The organism is Sphingomonas hengshuiensis (assembly GCF_000935025.1).
GTDB lineage: Bacteria > Pseudomonadota > Alphaproteobacteria > Sphingomonadales > Sphingomonadaceae > Sphingomonas > Sphingomonas hengshuiensis.
This window is the reverse complement of sequence record NZ_CP010836.1, coordinates 4,243,373-4,259,118: the sequence shown is the minus strand read 5'-3', so window position 1 is coordinate 4,259,118 and position 15,746 is coordinate 4,243,373. Positions and strand designations below refer to the sequence as shown.

15 protein-coding genes and 4 pseudogenes are annotated in these 15,746 nt (G+C 63.2%); 8 read left to right on the top strand and 11 right to left on the bottom strand.

The features are described from left to right. Positions 1 to 74: 74 nt before the first annotated feature. The 5 genes from TS85_RS25605 to TS85_RS19275 form a co-directional block, all read right to left on the bottom strand. Entirely contained in the window at positions 75 to 293 is a 219-nt protein-coding gene (locus TS85_RS25605) for a hypothetical protein (protein ID WP_155006494.1), read from the bottom strand. A 4-nt stretch (positions 294 to 297) separates the two neighbouring features. Continuing rightward, the gene (locus tag TS85_RS19290; RefSeq protein WP_155006493.1) at positions 298 to 1,218 is read right to left on the bottom strand and encodes an OmpA family protein; all 921 of its coding nucleotides are present in this window, start codon (positions 1,216 to 1,218) and stop codon (positions 298 to 300) included. Beyond that, positions 1,215 to 2,531, bottom strand: a complete 1,317-nt coding sequence (locus TS85_RS19285; RefSeq protein WP_044334383.1) for a hypothetical protein — start codon at positions 2,529 to 2,531, stop codon at positions 1,215 to 1,217. Before TS85_RS19285 ends, TS85_RS19290 begins: the two co-directional genes overlap by 4 nt. A gap of 2 nt (positions 2,532 to 2,533) precedes the next feature. Continuing rightward, positions 2,534 to 3,295: a hypothetical protein gene (locus TS85_RS19280; protein WP_044334382.1), complete on the bottom strand. Its 762-nt coding sequence runs from the start codon at positions 3,293 to 3,295 to the stop codon at positions 2,534 to 2,536. Positions 3,296 to 3,377: 82 nt separating this feature from the next. Beyond that, positions 3,378 to 4,718, bottom strand: a complete 1,341-nt coding sequence (locus TS85_RS19275; RefSeq protein ID WP_155006492.1) for a hypothetical protein — start codon at positions 4,716 to 4,718, stop codon at positions 3,378 to 3,380. 127 nt (positions 4,719 to 4,845) lie between these two features. Here TS85_RS19275 and TS85_RS26170 point away from each other — a divergent pair. The 3 genes and pseudogenes from TS85_RS26170 to TS85_RS19260 all read left to right on the top strand — a co-directional run. After that, positions 4,846 to 5,753: pseudogene (locus TS85_RS26170) on the top strand (DDE-type integrase/transposase/recombinase); the annotation flags it as partial. Between the two features lie 536 nt (positions 5,754 to 6,289). Continuing rightward, complete coding sequence (locus tag TS85_RS25600) at positions 6,290 to 6,493, top strand: hypothetical protein (protein WP_155006491.1); 204 nt, start codon at positions 6,290 to 6,292, stop codon at positions 6,491 to 6,493. A 157-nt stretch (positions 6,494 to 6,650) separates the two neighbouring features. Further along, a complete protein-coding gene (locus tag TS85_RS19260; protein WP_044334379.1) occupies positions 6,651 to 8,243 on the top strand; it encodes a recombinase family protein in 1,593 nt (530 codons plus the stop codon). Positions 8,244 to 8,334: 91 nt separating this feature from the next. Here TS85_RS19260 and TS85_RS19255 read toward each other — a convergent pair whose 3' ends face one another. Beyond that, positions 8,335 to 8,568: a hypothetical protein gene (locus tag TS85_RS19255; RefSeq protein ID WP_044334378.1), complete on the bottom strand. Its 234-nt coding sequence runs from the start codon at positions 8,566 to 8,568 to the stop codon at positions 8,335 to 8,337. A 46-nt stretch (positions 8,569 to 8,614) separates the two neighbouring features. On the opposite strand from TS85_RS19255, the pseudogene TS85_RS19250 reads away from it, so the two are divergent. Further along, positions 8,615 to 8,844, top strand: a pseudogene (locus TS85_RS19250) (transposase); the annotation flags it as partial. Between the two features lie 23 nt (positions 8,845 to 8,867). Here the strand turns inward: TS85_RS19250 and TS85_RS19245 are convergent. From TS85_RS19245 to TS85_RS19240, 3 genes are read right to left on the bottom strand one after another with little or no spacing between them, the layout of a single operon-like run. Then, the gene (locus TS85_RS19245) at positions 8,868 to 10,613 is read right to left on the bottom strand and encodes a recombinase family protein (RefSeq protein WP_227698542.1); all 1,746 of its coding nucleotides are present in this window, start codon (positions 10,611 to 10,613) and stop codon (positions 8,868 to 8,870) included. Continuing rightward, complete coding sequence (locus TS85_RS26165; protein ID WP_227698541.1) at positions 10,532 to 10,936, bottom strand: recombinase family protein; 405 nt, start codon at positions 10,934 to 10,936, stop codon at positions 10,532 to 10,534. The genes TS85_RS19245 and TS85_RS26165 overlap by 82 nt, the downstream gene beginning before the upstream one ends. Beyond that, complete coding sequence (locus TS85_RS19240; RefSeq protein WP_044334376.1) at positions 10,926 to 11,123, bottom strand: hypothetical protein; 198 nt, start codon at positions 11,121 to 11,123, stop codon at positions 10,926 to 10,928. The genes TS85_RS26165 and TS85_RS19240 overlap by 11 nt, the downstream gene beginning before the upstream one ends. 345 nt (positions 11,124 to 11,468) lie before the next feature. Between TS85_RS19240 and TS85_RS25595 the strand changes: the two are divergent. Next, a pseudogene (locus tag TS85_RS25595) lies at positions 11,469 to 11,606 on the top strand (IS3 family transposase); the annotation flags it as partial. A 31-nt stretch (positions 11,607 to 11,637) separates the two neighbouring features. Here TS85_RS25595 and TS85_RS19235 read toward each other — a convergent pair. Then, positions 11,638 to 12,204 carry a plasmid pRiA4b ORF-3 family protein gene (locus TS85_RS19235; RefSeq protein WP_052508025.1) on the bottom strand — a complete coding sequence of 189 codons (567 nt, stop codon included), beginning with the start codon at positions 12,202 to 12,204 and terminating at the stop codon, positions 11,638 to 11,640. After that, a pseudogene (locus tag TS85_RS19230) lies at positions 12,201 to 12,323 on the bottom strand (transposase domain-containing protein); the annotation flags it as partial. The pseudogene TS85_RS19230 and the gene TS85_RS19235, both read right to left, overlap by 4 nt. A gap of 89 nt (positions 12,324 to 12,412) precedes the next feature. Here TS85_RS19230 and TS85_RS25010 point away from each other — a divergent pair. The 3 genes from TS85_RS25010 to tnpB all read left to right on the top strand — a co-directional run bounded on the left by TS85_RS25010 (position 12,413) and on the right by tnpB (position 15,726). Then, positions 12,413 to 13,164, top strand: a protein-coding gene (locus TS85_RS25010) for an IS5 family transposase (RefSeq protein WP_155006490.1) whose coding sequence is annotated in 2 segments (ribosomal slippage) — positions 12,413 to 12,743 and positions 12,743 to 13,164 — 753 coding nt in all. Because the reading frame shifts where the segments join, the coding sequence is not laid out codon by codon here. A gap of 210 nt (positions 13,165 to 13,374) precedes the next feature. Next, the gene (locus tag TS85_RS19215; RefSeq protein WP_162184749.1) at positions 13,375 to 15,006 is read left to right on the top strand and encodes a tannase/feruloyl esterase family alpha/beta hydrolase; all 1,632 of its coding nucleotides are present in this window, start codon (positions 13,375 to 13,377) and stop codon (positions 15,004 to 15,006) included. Positions 15,007 to 15,126: 120 nt separating this feature from the next. Next, positions 15,127 to 15,726: an IS66 family insertion sequence element accessory protein TnpB gene (tnpB, locus tag TS85_RS25590; RefSeq protein WP_077228706.1), complete on the top strand. Its 600-nt coding sequence runs from the start codon at positions 15,127 to 15,129 to the stop codon at positions 15,724 to 15,726. Positions 15,727 to 15,746: the final 20 nt, after the last annotated feature.

Here is a 15,746-nt window from a genome sequence, read left to right as displayed (position 1 = left end):
ACGTCGGTCGCCTCGCACTTCGGAGCGACGGCCGCGGCGGCCAGCTCGAACCCCACGGCTGCCTCGCGCGGACATTAGGCGCCAAACAAGCGCTGAAACCAGCTGCGGGCCTGTTCCGGCTCGATGGAACGGGGGGGCGACTGGTCGCACGACACCTCGGAAATCATCGACGCATCGTGATTGCCGCCATCGTCGCCCATGCGCGCGACGGGCGTTATGCGAGAAGCTCTGGCCCGCCGCTTCTCAACCAGCGCAATCCGCAGTTCCGATAGATTGACGTCGAGCTGGTCCATCGAACTACCTCCTCACCACCGGCGACGCCTGCTGGGTCGATTTCCTAAGTCGGATTTCGATGCGGCGCCGGCGCTGGTCGCTGCCCCGAGCGGAGCCGTTCGCCACCCCATCGACAGGCACGATCATCTGTGCGCCCGACAATGGCAGGATGACAGCCCCCCGAAGTCGGGGATCCGCCCGAAGCTGCTGGACAACAGCAACGGCGCGCGCCATCGCCAGCCCTGCATTATCATTTGACCGCAAGGCGCCGATGGGCACGCGACCGACCGAAGCCTGGATGAGAGCGGCGTCCAGATTGCTAATGCCCGACATCGGAACCTCGTCAGTGTGGCCAATAACCTCAATGACGTCGACGTCGTAGTCGGCCACGCTCTTCGCCAGCATCGGGATGACTTCCGATCTCAGGCTACGCTCGAATTCAGGCCGCAACGTCGCCTTGCCGCTATCAAAGAAGTATCCACCGGCCTCGCTCAGACTGAAGAACGGCGGCCACTGGCCCTTCCGTCCCTTGGTCGATGCCGCCACGACCTCCTTAACGAATTTCTCCGGGTCCTTGACGCCACTCGACGCGGCGGCCTCGCGGACCTGACGCCCAACCTCGGCGTCGGCGAGGAGGTTCTTCGTCCCGTCCTTCGCGCCAGCCTCTTCGACCTGCCGCCTGGCCTCGATCGCGCGAGTCAACTCCTTGAAGTAGTCGTCGGAGCTCTTCGCCTGCGGGTAGGCACGCTGCAACTCCTCCACCATTCGGGAAGCGCCACCGCCGTCCAGGACGCGAATCCGATCATCGCGGTTCTGCAACGCGGCCGCCAAGGCCATTAGGAGGACGAACAGCAGCAGGATCATAACTTCGGCCATCGTCAATCCGAGGACGAGACCACGTCTGTATGACTTGTCCTGACGTAAATCGAGCTGCGGATCGTTCACGCGTCTGCCGTCCGAACCCGCGAAACGAGCGTCCCGGTCATCTCGACCAGCGCGCCGTGGACCTTCGAGACATTATCGCGCGAGCGCGCCAGTTCCTCCTCCATCGCAGCGTTGTGACGATCGAGTATCGCGACGCTCTCCTCCGTCCGGAGGGAGAGCTGATTGGCGAATTCGCGCTGCCCCCCGGCGATTGCGGTGAACTGATCCTGCATCGCCGTGGATGCGCGCTGGAATGCCTCAGCGGTGCGTGCTGCCATGTCCCCGGGCACGTCTTTCAGCTCTTCCAGTCTCGACTTAAGCGCGGTGTCGAACCTCATGGTCGTCGCGTCGAAGCCCTTCACCTGATCCACCATTCCCGCCACGGCACCACGCAGGTCGTCTCCGGTCTTCGCCAGCGTGGTCTGCGCCCCGGCCAGTTCCTCGGATCGACGAGACAGCTCCCCAAGGTTTTGCTGCGTCCGCTCGGCTGCGCCCTCAAGCGTGACGAGGCTGGCTGCGATGGCTGTCGAGGATCGTTCGATGCCCCCCATTGCCTCGGCATGCTTCTCGATTCCGGCGACTATCTTGTCGGTCGCGGTCGACATCCGCTTCGCGCGGGCTATCGCCTCGACTGATTGCTGGTTCACCGCAGCCGTGGCCTCCGCGGACATCGCGGCGACCCCATCGCGAGACGACATCGACGCCGTCGAGATTGCCTTGCTCGCTACCGCCACCGTCTCGGCAATAGCCTTGGTGGCCTGCCCCTGTACGTCGATTAGGTCCCCGACGATCTGCGCGCGAAGCTCCTCAAGCGTCTGACGGGTCTCGCGGCCATAGTCGCTCATGCTGACCGTCATCGCCTGAAGCTCGGCCTTCAACCTGCCTGCCGCATCCGCGAGCTCAATACGTGCGGTGTCCTCGGTTTCGACGAGGTCCACGCGGCTCTGGCTGAAGAAAACGCGCAGGATGAGCCCCATGATCGTCGTCGCGAGCGCAACGCCGAACCCCTGTACTACCGTGGTCGCGGTCGTCGCCGGATCAAAGAAGAAGATCGCATAGGCCAGGCTGATGAGCGTGTAGATCAGGCCTAGGTAGTAGCAGTTGTCACCCGCCTGATCGGCGCGGAGCCGTCCGGTGCCTGAGGTCTGGACGACGAAGGCGTACGCGACCATCGCGATGGCGGCGCCGACGGCGACAGGGATCGCCGTGAGGCCTACCGCCTTGGCGATGAGGATGCTTCCTGCGCCGCCGAAGGCGAACAGCAAGAACCCCCACCGGTCGATCCAACCTCGTTCCTCGAGGACGTTCCGCTGGTGGCCTTGCATATCGCTCATCCTCACCCACTCACGTTGTAGATTCGACGCACCTCGCCGCCTTCGGCGCCGATGATGCGTTCCCAGAGCTCAGCCAGCGAACGCGGCTGCGTCGACGCCGCGTCGGATCGCTCGAGCATCCACAACTCCACGTCTACACCCCGCAGGTCAGTGCGCACGCGGCGAAACGGGCCACTGTCCGTGAACGTCCGCGGTTCTGGGAGACTACGGTAGAAGCTAACGTCTCCGGTGTTCTGGAGAAGGTCGGACGCGACGATCAGCCGCTTAGGCGTATTCTCTAGTCCGGGCTTCTGGAATTCCGTCAGCGCCGTGGACTGGATGCTTTCGAGTATGGGGGATTGTCCTGCACCGCTGGCCTTGGCGAGCTGCTCGAACGCCAGCGTCAGCGGCTTGTCGAAGCCGTCCGCCCACTGCCTCTGCACGGCGGCCGGGTCGCCAGTCGTCGAGCTGACGTCCTCCGCCGTTCCAGGATTGCACCTCGTGATCACAGGCGCGAGAAGCTGGTCACCCGTCGCATCCACCTTCGCGACGATCAGCTTCCCGTAACGAGGGATCGAGTTCTTCAGCTTCGCGAGCTGGTTGGCGAAGTCCTGACGTTGAGCGGTGTTCATCGGATCCGTCACGTCGACAAGCAGGACGGTGACGCTGTCGGCCATCGTCGGACAGAGGGTGACAGGGTCGAGATCGCGACGAGCGGACGCCACCGTGAAATAGACCACGCCCACGATTAGGACGACGCCCACGACCGCAACGATCTTGAACATGGCGGTGCGGCTCTCGGCACCCGCTCGGTTCGAGGCCGCGGATCGGCCCCGATCCCGTCCCCTAGCACGATCCCTGGGAGACCTAGCCATCGGCGATCCGCCTCTTCAGTTCATCGAGGGGCTCGAAGCTACCGATGGCCTCGTCGAACGCCTTCGAGATGTTGGTGACCGTCTGCTCAAGGTCCGCTTCCGCCGCGTCGATGGCCGATCGCGGCACGTCCTCACCTGGGGCATGGGGCAACGGAGATCGCGGCAGCGACCAGGTCTGGTCGAAACGCGTGGGCGCGTCGGTGGACCGTGCCGATCGGTTGGCGGTACGATACTCCTGCAGGAGGGCGTTCGCGGTCGCTTCGAGATGCTCGGCGTATTCCTCGTAACGACGCCGGAAGGCGTCCCGGTGCGTCAGTATCTGCTGACGCTGCGCCAGTTGGCGTCCGAGCTCCAACCGCACATCGGTCGCCTCGCCGACGGCGTCGTCCCGGATGGCCGTCAGCTCACCCGTCGCATCCTCGACATCGGTGACGTAGTCATCGCACCGCTTAGCATGTCTGCGCGATACCGGTCCGTAGCCGGGATAGGGATCGTCCATCTTATAGCCTGAGATCGCGGCACCGAAGGCGAAGACCAGACCGGCGATGAGAAGCCCGTAGGAGTAGATGCTTTCTAGACCGGACCCGAGCATCCCGAGCGCCGCCGTCTCTGGGCTGGGCAGCGCCAGCGACTTCGCATCCCGGTAATGACCCGCGAGGAGGTTCCAGGTCACGGTCAGGACGAACCATGTGGCGATAGCCAGCCACCCGACGACGCGCATGCCGGTCTCACGGCGGTTCACCAAGGGCCAGAGGACACGCCCGACCACAGCGGCCACACCGACGTTGATCGCGCCGACGACCGCGGCGGCGATGACGCCGCCCAACCACCCCATGCTGTCACCAAGCCGCAGGAACATAGAGTTCGCAATAGTCTCGAGCAGCCAGCAAACGAGGATGGTCCCGATGGTCGCAGTGCTGGGTGGAGCATCGTGCGCGGGCCGCCTGAGACGATTGTCCTTACGGAAGTCGCGAAGCTCGGCGTAGCTGTCGACGATGGCGTCGCGGCTGGTTGTAAGTCGGCCACGACGATTGACAACCTCGGCCTTGAAATCGCTCAGGGCAATCATCGCCTGCGTCCGGATAGAGCTAAGATTCGCGATCAACGACAGTGCATTGAGTCGAGAATCATAAGTCCGAATGCTGTTTGCCGCATCAATCTGGGCACGCTCGAAGTGGTCCTGAATGAAGGCGGCGACATCGGCCTCTACGACGTCCAGCGTCTGCATGGACGTCGCGGGAAGCTCCAAAGCTCCCTGTTCGGCGCCACGTTCGCGCAAGCGGAGTGCCGAAGTCGCCTCCGCCCTGTCTATCTGAATAAAAGGATCGTCCATCGGAGCGCGCAGCGGCTCGCTCCGATCGAAGAATCCCCTAACCTTCGGCCATGCCCCCATAAATCGAACCTAGACGGGGGCGACGTGAGAATCCAAGCAACTTCTGCTCGCGTCCTAACCAAGGAAGTGGCCGGCGGCGTCGACTATCTGCGACATACTCAAACGCGAGGGCCTGGTCCGGGCTCGCAAACTGCGTCCTCGCGCGCCGACTGCGCAGCGTCCATTTCGCGGTGCTGATGCACCGAACGACGTCTGGTGCATCGACTTAAAGGGCTTCTGGAAGACCGGCGACGGCGTGCGGGTACTGCCGTTCACCGTCACCGACGCGGCCAGCCGCTATCTGCTGGTCTGCCAGGCGGTCGAGCATCCGGACTTCGAGACAGTGTGGCCGATCCTAGTCAGGGCGTTCAAGGAATATGGGCTGCCGCGCGCGATCCGATCCGACAATGGGCCGCCGTTCGGATCAACCGCCGCGGGTGAGCTATCGAGGCTGGCGGTCAACTTCGTGCGAATGGGGATCACGCCAGAACGGATCACACCCGGCAAACCACAAGAGAACGGCCGCCACGAGCGAATGCATCAGACGCTCAAGCGCAAGGCAGCAACCCCGCCTTCGCTTACGGCGAAGGCGCAACTGGCGCGGCTTGAGCGGTTCCGGCACATCTTCAACGACGAATGACCGAATGAGGCACTCGGTCAGATCCCGCCGGCGAGGGTCTATCATCCCAGCACGCGCCTCTGGGATGGCAAGCTGCGCTCGCGGAACATTGGGGTGCCACTCACGTCCGCCCGGTTCATCTGAGCGGATCGATCAAGTGGCATCGGCGTGAGCTGTTCGTATCGGAGGTGCTCAGAGGCGAACGCATCGGTATCTTCGAGATAGCGGAGGACCAATACGAGGTCCGCTACGGCGCGCTTCCGCTCGGCTACATCAACGGCAAGAACGAGCTCGTCCGAGTGAAGCCCGGGCAAAACCGGCGTTCCATGCGCGGAAACTGTCACCCAGCTGCCCGGTCTGAAACGTCACCCACATGACCGGTTGCACAGAGGCCAACGCCGCGCCGCGCAGCGGCGCGACCGCAGCCAATCAGCGCGCAGCGCTGCCCAGCGCCAGCGGCGCTGCACAAAGTCGGCTCTCTCGAATCCGGCCGACCGTCGCGGCGGCGTGCGCACGCACCCGTGTGCCAGCCGCCGCCGCGCCTTCCGGCCGGATCGGGCGTGCCACGCGGCACAAAGAACGCTGCGACCTCTGGCGTCTCTGCCAAGAGCGCGCCAGTGTGCGCTCAGCTGATTCCCGCGTTCCGCTTCAACCGGCACTTGCCGGCGCGCGTTAGCCGATCGTCATCCGACGGGACCGAAACGCCGTAGAGCGACTCGGCGCCGCGCAACGGTGTAGAGCGCGGTCACGCCGCAGGCGTGAGACGCCAAAGATCGGGGAACCTGGAGACCAACCTCGACGCCAGCTTGTTTTTGCACGCTACAGTACGACCATCGAACGTCGCCCCTTGCGCCCATGCCTCGCGCCTGATCCTGCTCCGAAAAGACATAGGCAGCGCGAGAAGGATCGACGCATGTCCAACCGTCCCTACCGCATGATCCGCCGCAAGGTGGCGCTCACCCGTACCGGCCTCAACCGCGCCCCTCTGAATGATCCGATTGCGCACAGCAGCCTCACGAAAGCGTCCAGTCCAACACGCGTTACATCCTCGCGAGACTCTGGCTCGGTCGGACGCCCAAAAACGTCCATCTCGATTTTCGAGCATCTGGCGGACTGACGCTATGTCCTGCGGACTCCTGAGCTTCTGCCGGCGCATGTGATGGCGACCACAAGAACTTGCTCCGATACGGATATGATTGCGTTCGCCGAGGCACTCGCGCGCGCTAATGTTACCAGAGACATAGCCGCTTTTCGCTCCAAAAGGGAGATATTCGGTGCGTACCGTGATCTACGCCCGCTTCAGCAGCGATAACCAGAATCCTCGCTCCGCCGAAGATCAGATTGCCGTCTGCCGTGAGCGCGCCGATCGCGAAGGCTGGCCGGTCATCGCCGTGTTTCAGGATGTCGCGACCTCCGGCGCCGCCGGTATCGGCGAAGATCAGCGCCCCGGCCTAAGTTCTATGCTCCGCTTGGTGGAGGGCGGCGGCATCGACCAGGTGCTTGCCGAATCCACGGATCGCGTCTCCCGACACGTTGCCGACGCGCACATGATCCGCGAACGGCTGGAATTCGCCGGAGCACGGCTTTTTACCCTGTTCGACGGTACGGTCACGCCGATCATCGGCCTGATCAAGGGCTTTACCGACTCTCAGTTCCGCACCGATCTCGCAGCGCGCAGCAGGCGCGGCCATATCGCCAACATCAACCGGGGCCGGGCGTCCAGCGGCGTAGCTTATGGCTACCGCATCGCCAATCGGCTGGACGAGCGCGGTCAGCTCGTCGCCGGGCTACGCGAAATCGATGCGGAGCGCGCAGAGGTGGTGCGCAGGATCTTCCGCGAGTACGCCGCCGGTATCAGCCCGCGCGCCATCGCCATGACGCTTAATGCAGAGGGTGTGCGACCGCCGCGCGGCGGCGCGATCTGGCAGACGAGCACGATCCTCGGCCACAACAAGACCGGCTTCGGCATCCTTCGTAATCGCGTCTACCTGGGCAAGCTGGTCTACGGCCGATCCAAGTCGGCGATGAACCCGGTGACGCGGCGCAAGTTGATGCGGCCCAACCCGGACCGGACGGCTATCGTCGAGCACGATGTGCCCGACCTGCGCATTGTCGACGACGCGCTCTGGCAGCGGGTCCATGATCGCATCGAAGCGAACAGAGGCGTTCCCGTCGATCGACAGCGCCGGCCGAAGCATCTGCTTTCAGGCCTGGGGGAATGCGGCGTCTGCGGCGGACCGTGGATCAAGATCAGCAGCCTCAACTGGGGATGCAGCCGCCACCGCCTGGGCAATGCCTGCGCCAACAACCGCAACATCGCGACGCGCCAATATGAGCGCCGCGTGCTCGCCGATCTGAAGGCCAACATGCTCGCCCCCGACGTGGTGGCCGCCTATGTCCGCGAATACCATCGTGACTTCGCGCGCCAGTCAGCCGCCCTCACCCGTGATCGCGCGCGAATCGAGCGCCAGCTCTGCGAGGCGGAGCGCAAGGCGAAGCGTATGCTCGAAGCCTTTGCGGATGGCGGCAGCGAGTTTGCAGAGATACGGGTCATGCTGGCTGCGGCGAAGGCGGACACGGAGCGGCTGACCCGTGAGCTTTCCAGCATAGACGCGATCCCGACGGTGCTGAGCTTCCACCCTCGGCTGGAGGAGGAGTATCGCCGGCAAGTCGAGGCGTTGGAGGCTGCACTGGCTGAGCCGCATGCCGCCATCGAAGCTGTTCCGCGAGCGCGCAGCATGATCTCTCGGATCATCGTCATGCCAGCGGCAAAGCGGGGCGTGGAGTTGGAAGTGGTCCGCCAAGTCGATCAGGTGCTGGCGCTCACCATGCAATGCCCCAAAGGGAGCGTAAGCTCGGCTCGCTAAGCGAGAACCCTACCTCTCAAGGTTGCCGAGGCAATGATAGCACGGCGACCCCGATTTCATCGTATCCATCCGCCGAAGGCCGCGGGTGGTGTCAGCTTTCCTGCATGAAGTCCGAGCGCCGCTGATTGAGAAGTTCGTCGAGGTGGTCGAGACCGCGCCGGGTGAACGCTGTTGTGGAGACAGCGTCGTCGTCGAGGCTGTCGATGACGGCGAGGCAACCGTCTTCGGGGGCCATCTCCCGGGCAAGTACCTCGACCACGTCGATGTCGACGCCGAGCCATCTCGCGGCGTAGCGAGCGGTGAACACCATCGACGGTTCCGACATCAGGCGGCCTTAGCAACCTGCATCCGAGGTGCCCAGTTCCAGGGCGCCCGAGATCTTCAATACCGACCAGGGCAGCCAATTTACGTCGCAAGCCGTCACCAGCGTGCTGCGCGACGCCGAGGTCCGCATCAGCATGGACGGGACGGGCCGCTGGATGGACAACGTCTTCATCGAACGCCTTTGGCGGTCATTGAAGTACGAATGCGTCTACCTTCATGCCTTCGAGACCGGCTCGGAGTTGCGGCTGGCCTCGGCCGGTGGATCACCTATTACAATCCTGTTTCATAACACCCATCTGTCTATGTTGTTGAAGTGAATAGGCTTTGCTGATCGGGGTGCGATCCCGTGGGGTATTTTGGGTTCAGCCGCGCGCGGTCGGCGATCTGTCGAGCGCCTGGACCGGTAAGCTCGGCTCTGCTGAATATCCAAGGCCCATCGGGCAAGGGATGGATCGCTTCGATATCACCCGCTTCGGCAGCGAGCCGAAGCGTCTTGGCGGTAACGCCGACATGGCGCGCGGCGCCGCTCAGGTTGAGCCACGGCTCGTCTCCATCCGGCGCGGCCCGAAACACTGGAATCCTGTGATGCGACCGGAGCGCAGTGACACGTTCGCGCGTCCAGCGATTGCCGTTGCCCGTCATCAGACCATTGCGGTTGAGGATGCCAGCGATCAGATCGTCACTGGCGATGAGAACGAGTTGCCGGACGGCAGCGAGGATATCGGCAGATGTCGCGTTGCGCTGCCCGCGGCGTCGCTTCGGCAACCGCAACTCGCTATGAATGCCACCGGCCCAATGGACCAGCAGGACGATCTCGGAGGCGTCATCGTCGATGTCGGCGACAACCTCATGAATGAGGGTGCGCACGATGCGCTTCTTGAGACGTGCGTTGGTCCGCTGAGCCGTCCAGACGGCTTTGAGATCGGTCGCGAGCTCGGCGATATCGGCGCAAGACAGTGATGCTCGATCCGGTGTTGATCCATCGTGCGCGGCGATCCGAGCCTCGATCTCGCCGACCCGCGCAAGCGCCCGGTTCCATCTCGTCTCCAACTCTGCCGCCACCAGTCGGTTCTGCGGATCGGTGGCGTCATATTGCCGGAAGGCCCGATCCACGTCGTAGCTGGCAGCCTCGAGATCGCGCGTCAGCGCGTCCCGAACCTGGTCGCGGTGACCGGAAGCCTGTGTCTCGGCCTCGACTGCGGCCGTGATCGCGCCGGGCTCGATGACCGGGATGAGCGCTTGCTCGATCGCGTCATCGACGCGCAATCCGCCGAAGGCGATGCAGCGCGGTTCGCCATTATCGAGTAGGCCGCGCCAGCAGGAGTAACGGGGAATATCGTGCTTGGTGCCGGTGTAGCGCACGGTCAGCTTGCGTCCGCAGCGCCGACAGCGAACCAGCCCTGCGAGGAGGGCGTCGCCGTGCTTCGGGGCGCCGTGATGTCGGCTGATGGGGACATTGTCGCTCACTTGTTTACGGATATCCTCCGATCGCTCCCAGCTGACATACCCTTCATGTGAGCCGGGGATCAGCGCCAGCCACTCATCCCGCCCTTTGCGACGACTCCTCGACCGCATGGTGGTACCATCATATCCGGCTACGACACTTGTTTTACCATAGGCATAGGCGCCGCCGTAGATCGGGTTATCGATCATCCGATGGATCGTCGCATAACTTGGCCTGCGCCACACGACATCACCGTTGTTGCGTCTTGCGGGCAAATCCAGGCCATGCTCTCTGAACCAGAGCAACGCCCGCCGCGCGCTGCCGAGCTCGGACACCTTGTCGAAGACGAGGGCAATCGCTTCCTGGACACGGCGGTCGGGATCCTTCTCGATCCGACCCCCTGCTTTCACAAAGCCGACTGGAGCGGCGACGATGAGTTCGCCGCGGCGGGCCTTCTCATAGCGCGCCGAGAGAGAACGTTGCCGCAGAAGGTCGAGCTCATACTCATTGAGGCTTCCCTTCAGGCCCAGCAGCAGCCGATCGTTGCCCTGGCGCGGCGCACGATCTCCTGGTCGATCAGTACAGTATCGACGACGCGGCACATCTCGATGAGTTGCTGCCAATCGCGACTGTTGCGGGCGAAACGCGAGACTTCCCGCGCCGCGGCGGCGCCGACCTTGCCGAGGCAGACCTCGGCCACCATCCGGTCGAAACCGGCACGCGTCACCCCGCCTGCTGCGGATCGCCCGAGATCGTCATCGACGGTCTCGATGCGCGACCAGCCCAGCGCCACGAGGCGATCGCGCATGGCGTATTGCAAGGCGCTGCTCTCCCGATTGTGCAGGACCTGATGCGCCGACGACTGCCGCACATAAAGGATCGCCTTGCGCCCGAGATGCTGGGGGCCGATCTTCTCAAATATCATCGCGCATCTCCTCCCTGGCCAGGGCGGGATCGGCGGTGGCGTGGTCGAGGAGCAGGCGCACGATCAGCGGCATCAACTTCTGGCGCGTCGCTATCGGCAGAGCCCGCCACTGCGGCATCTGCGCGATCCCGGGATCGCGAGGGCTGGAAAACAGATCGAACTGAAACGTCATGGGCTTGCGCGGCATGAAGGCCTCCTCGATGCGAGTCGTGAGAGCCCGATGCTGCGCCCGAAATCGGCGGAGCCGAAATAGGGCGCGTCCCCCGCAGCAGCTTTACCAGGTCAACCAGCGCGCCAATATCAACATGGGGAGCAGCGCCGAAACGCACCTTGGCGCAAATCCCGCGATCGAACATCCATGCCGGAACCTCAAGACAGCGCTCCGACATCGAACCGCCGATACTGCAGCGGTAAATGTTCAAGCCCACCCGCTCGACGGTCTCATGAATGTGAACCCGCCGCCCCGCCCAAGGGTGCCACCGATAGAGAATCTCGCGAACATCGGTCCCGTGGGCGTTCCGTTGCCGCGTTCTACAATACCGTTCGCCCGCACAGCAGCCTGGGCTACCGCCCACCGGCCCCGGAAGCCGTTCCATCGCCAGTGCCGCCCTCCGGTTCCGCTTCGCTCCACCTCCGGGCGACACTGGCGATGGAGGTGACAATGCACTAACAATCAGCACGGACCACTCAGTGGGGGCCGGTCATTTCTTTGCGAGCACTGCTAAGCGGTTATGGATGAGGTCGACGTCGGGCTGAGCATCGGGATCATGGTCGTCGCCCAAGGCTTCCAACGCCTCCTCATGGTATTCATGGGTCGGATCGGCGAGAGCCTCTAGCATCTCGGCATAGCCCCAAGGTCCGCCTGAGTCCTCTGGCGGTCGCATGCCGGTCGCTGCGAGCAGGCGAGGATAGCTGCCTTGGGGCTCGGCCGGAGCGATGCCCTGGATTTTGACGCTGTGCTCCCAGGCATCACCGAAGTCGTAAAGGTATCGGAAGGTCTTGCCCCTCATCCCCTCCAGAGCCTGACCCAAGGTCGTTTTGCGGGCATCGAGCGGACCGCCAAAGCCATATTCGGGATCCGGGATGCCGAAGCCAGTACGGCCGAAGGTCAGCTCCCACAGATGACTGTCCGTCCACGCCAATGCCGCCTGGAAGACGCTGTGAAGACGGTCAAGCCGGATACCCAGCGGCACTTCGATCACGCGGCTGACGGCCGGGGTCACGTCGTCCAAGGTGATTGTCATCCGCACGATGAAGGCGTTGCTCAAGCAGCATACTCCAGGTTCTGGACTTCTCTCGCCGCATGCCAGTTCCATGGCAGCAATTCGTCGATCCGGTTGATCGGGTGGTTGCCGATACGCGCGATGACGTCGGTAAACCAAGCCTCCTCACCCATGAGCAATGTGACCGGCGTTTCGTCGCCATGAATCTTGGGAGCTTCGATCATGCGGGGGCGTCCACATCATCACGCTGCGGATGGATCGAGATATTCTGACGGACGCCCAGTGGGCGAAGATCGAGCCGCAGTGCCTGGGCAAGCCGAGCGACCCCGGACGTAGCGGGAGGAACAACCGGCTGTTCCTGGAGGCAGTGCTGTGGATTGCTCGCACGGGCAGTCCATGGCGCGATCTTCCGGAGCGGTTCGGCAACTGGAGCACGGCGTTTCGGCGGTTCCGCGACTGGCGGGAAGCCGATGTTTTCAGGCGTATATTCGATGCGCTGTCGGATGATCCGGATATGGAATACGCCATGGTCGATGCCACGATCGTGAAGGTCCACCGCCACGGGCAGGGCGTAAAAGGGGGACTCGGAGCCAGGCCATTGGCCGCTCCAAGGGCGGCATGACGACCAAGATCCTGGTGCTCACCGACGCGCTGGGCAATCTGGTGCGCTTCCGGCTGATGCCGGGCCAGCGCAATGACAGCGTCGAGGTGCCGCCGCTCATTGACGGCATCGCCTTTGACGGGCTGATCGCCGACAAGGCCTTCGACAGCAATGCGCTTGTCACCGAACTCAACGAGCGTGGCGCCCGCGTCGTCATCTCGCAGCACCCCGGCCGCGCACAGAAGCTCAAGATCGATGCCGCCATCTATACGTGGCGCCACCTCGTCGAAAACTTCTTCTGTAAACTCAAAGAGTTCAAGCGCATCGCCATGCGCGCCTGCAAAACAGACCGCAGCTTCGAGGCCATGATCTACCTCGCTGCCGCCATCATCAAATCTCGATGAATCCCCACAGGCCCTAGTCAGCGTGCCCGGCCACAATTTGCAGGACTTGCCGTACACAACCTATGCGATTGCAAAATGCAATGTGTGCGTTATTGTTTCGGTCGGTCGATAACTACCCTCAAGCGGCAGGTGCCTGAAAAGGCAGGCTGAGCCGGGGGCTGAGGGTAGCGCTCCAGCCAGACAGGGGGGTTGATGAAAATATTCGAAACTATGACCGTCATTATGACAGCGGCACTTGCCACCATACCGTCGGCACAGGCCGAACCCGCGCCAGCAACTCCCGCCGTTCCGGCGGAATTTGCGGCCCGATGCCACGCGATCAACAATCTTAACATCGAAACGGTGGCCGACACGCCGGGCGTCATCGTTTCGACCGCAGTCGTTGCAGGTCGGGTCGCTTCCCCGCAAGAACGGATGATGTTCGTGCGGCGAAGCCATTCGCAAGGCAATCCGATGCAGGAAATCTCCGTCTATCCGACCCATTGCAAGGTAGAAGGATATATCACGCCGTCCGTTAAATTCAGCCTTTCGCTACCCCTTTCCAATGCATGGAACGGTCGCTTCATGCTCGCGGCCTGTGACGCGTGGTGCGGAAAGGTGGGGGAAGACATCGTCGTGCCCGGCCTGCACGGCGGCTATGCGACGCTGACGAACGATGGCGGCCACTATGGTCGAGCCCCCTTCGACGGGGTGTGGGCCCATAACAACCAACAGGCCCGCGTCGATTTTGCCTATCGCGCCAATCATGTGTCGGCACAGGCGGCAAAAGCCATCATATCGGAATTTTACGGCAAGGGGCCGCACCACAGCTACATTGCCGGTTTTTCCAAGGGGGGAAATGCCGGGCTGATGACGGTTCAGCGCTATCCCGAGGATTTTGACGGCGTATTCGTGAAGGCCCCGGTCGTCCACTATAACCCCAAAAACGCCGCCCATTTTCCCTGGCTGGCACTGGCCGTCTACCCCGACGGGAAACGCCCGGTCATGGCGTCCGACAAAATCCCCCTAATCCATCGTTCGGTGACGCAGGCATGCGATGCTCTGGACGGCGCAAGGGACGGCGTGATCGACGACCCGCGCCAATGCCGGTACGATCCTGCCATATTGCTGTGCAAGGCGGGACAATCGGAAGGCAAAAACGAATGCCTGAACGGTGCCCAGGTCGCGGCGCTGCGCAAAATCTATACGAAGCCGACGAACGAGCGGGGGGAAACCTATTTCGATTATCCGGTCGACATCGGGTCTGAAATGGACTGGGCAGGGTCAATCCTGCCGCCGCCCGGCCCGGCCGTACCGGGCATCCCCTTCGCCCTGACCGGCGCGGCCACGGGTCTGCGCTACATGGCGGTCAAGGACAATCCCGGTCCCGGCTACGACTGGACCCAGTTTCATTATGTTAAGGAAAAGGCCAGGATCGACGAGATGTCGCGAACGCTGGACCCTGACGCGATCGACCTCAGCGCCTTTCACGCACGCGGCGGCAAGATGATCATCGTTCATGGTTGGGGCGATGCGATGGTTTCGGCGGCAATGACCATCGACTGGTTCGCGGAGGTCAACAAGAAGATGGGGGCAGGCACGGTCGCCGATTTCGTCCAACTCTATGTCATTCCCGGAATGGCCCATGGCAGCGGCGGCACCGGCCCGTTCGTGTTCGATGCGCAATCCGCGCTTGTTCGCTGGGTTGAACAGAAGGTCGCCCCGTCGCAACTGATGATGGGAGACATGCCCGGAACGGCACCGATGCGGCAGCGCGCCTTTTACCCGTGGCCCGCCCTGTCCCGTTATAAGGGGAAGGGTGATATGGGTGCGACCGAAAGCTATCGGCGCACGGCCCCCTGACACCTCAGATATTTCTGCTGCCGGGCGGGGCCTTATACCAAAGCTCGGAGATCGTGACTCGAATGGGTTGCAGCTATCGGGGATCGCTGATTCAACCTGGCAAACGGATAGGAGTTTGCCATGCCGATCCCGCTTCGCCCGGATTATGATGCGTCCTCTGTGAGAAAGGCGGCCTGCCATTCGAAGGACGGCGCGCAAACGCGGCGCTTGCTGGCGCTGGCGGCGATCTACGAAGGAGCAAGCCGGACGGAGGCGGCGCGGATCAGCATCTCTACGCTTGGCGACGCGAGGCGCGCGACCGGATGCAGGCGGGCGACGAAACGGCGTTCGTGTCGGCGATTGTCGCTCAGTTGGCCATGTCTGATGGGCGTGCGGGGAAATCCTGATCGAGCTTGGCGGCATGACGATCCGGGTGCCGGACGGGGCCAGCGCCGATCATATCGAGCGTGTTTTGCTGGCGGCGAAGGTAGCGCGGTGATCATTCCGCCGGGGCCGTTGAAGGTGCTGGTGGCGGTCAAGCCGGTCGACTTCCGGAAGGGCATGGTGGGTCTCGCCGCGCTGGTCGAGCGCGAGTTGCAGCGTGATCCCTTCTCGGGGATTGCCGCGATAGGCAAGCCCGTCGAGCGACGAAGTCGCCCGCTTGCGCTCCGCAAAGCCAAACCGCTCCTGACCAATCGAACGCTGCGCCACCCGATGCCCTCCTCCTCGGAAAACCCATAGAACTAGCAACATTCGTGCCC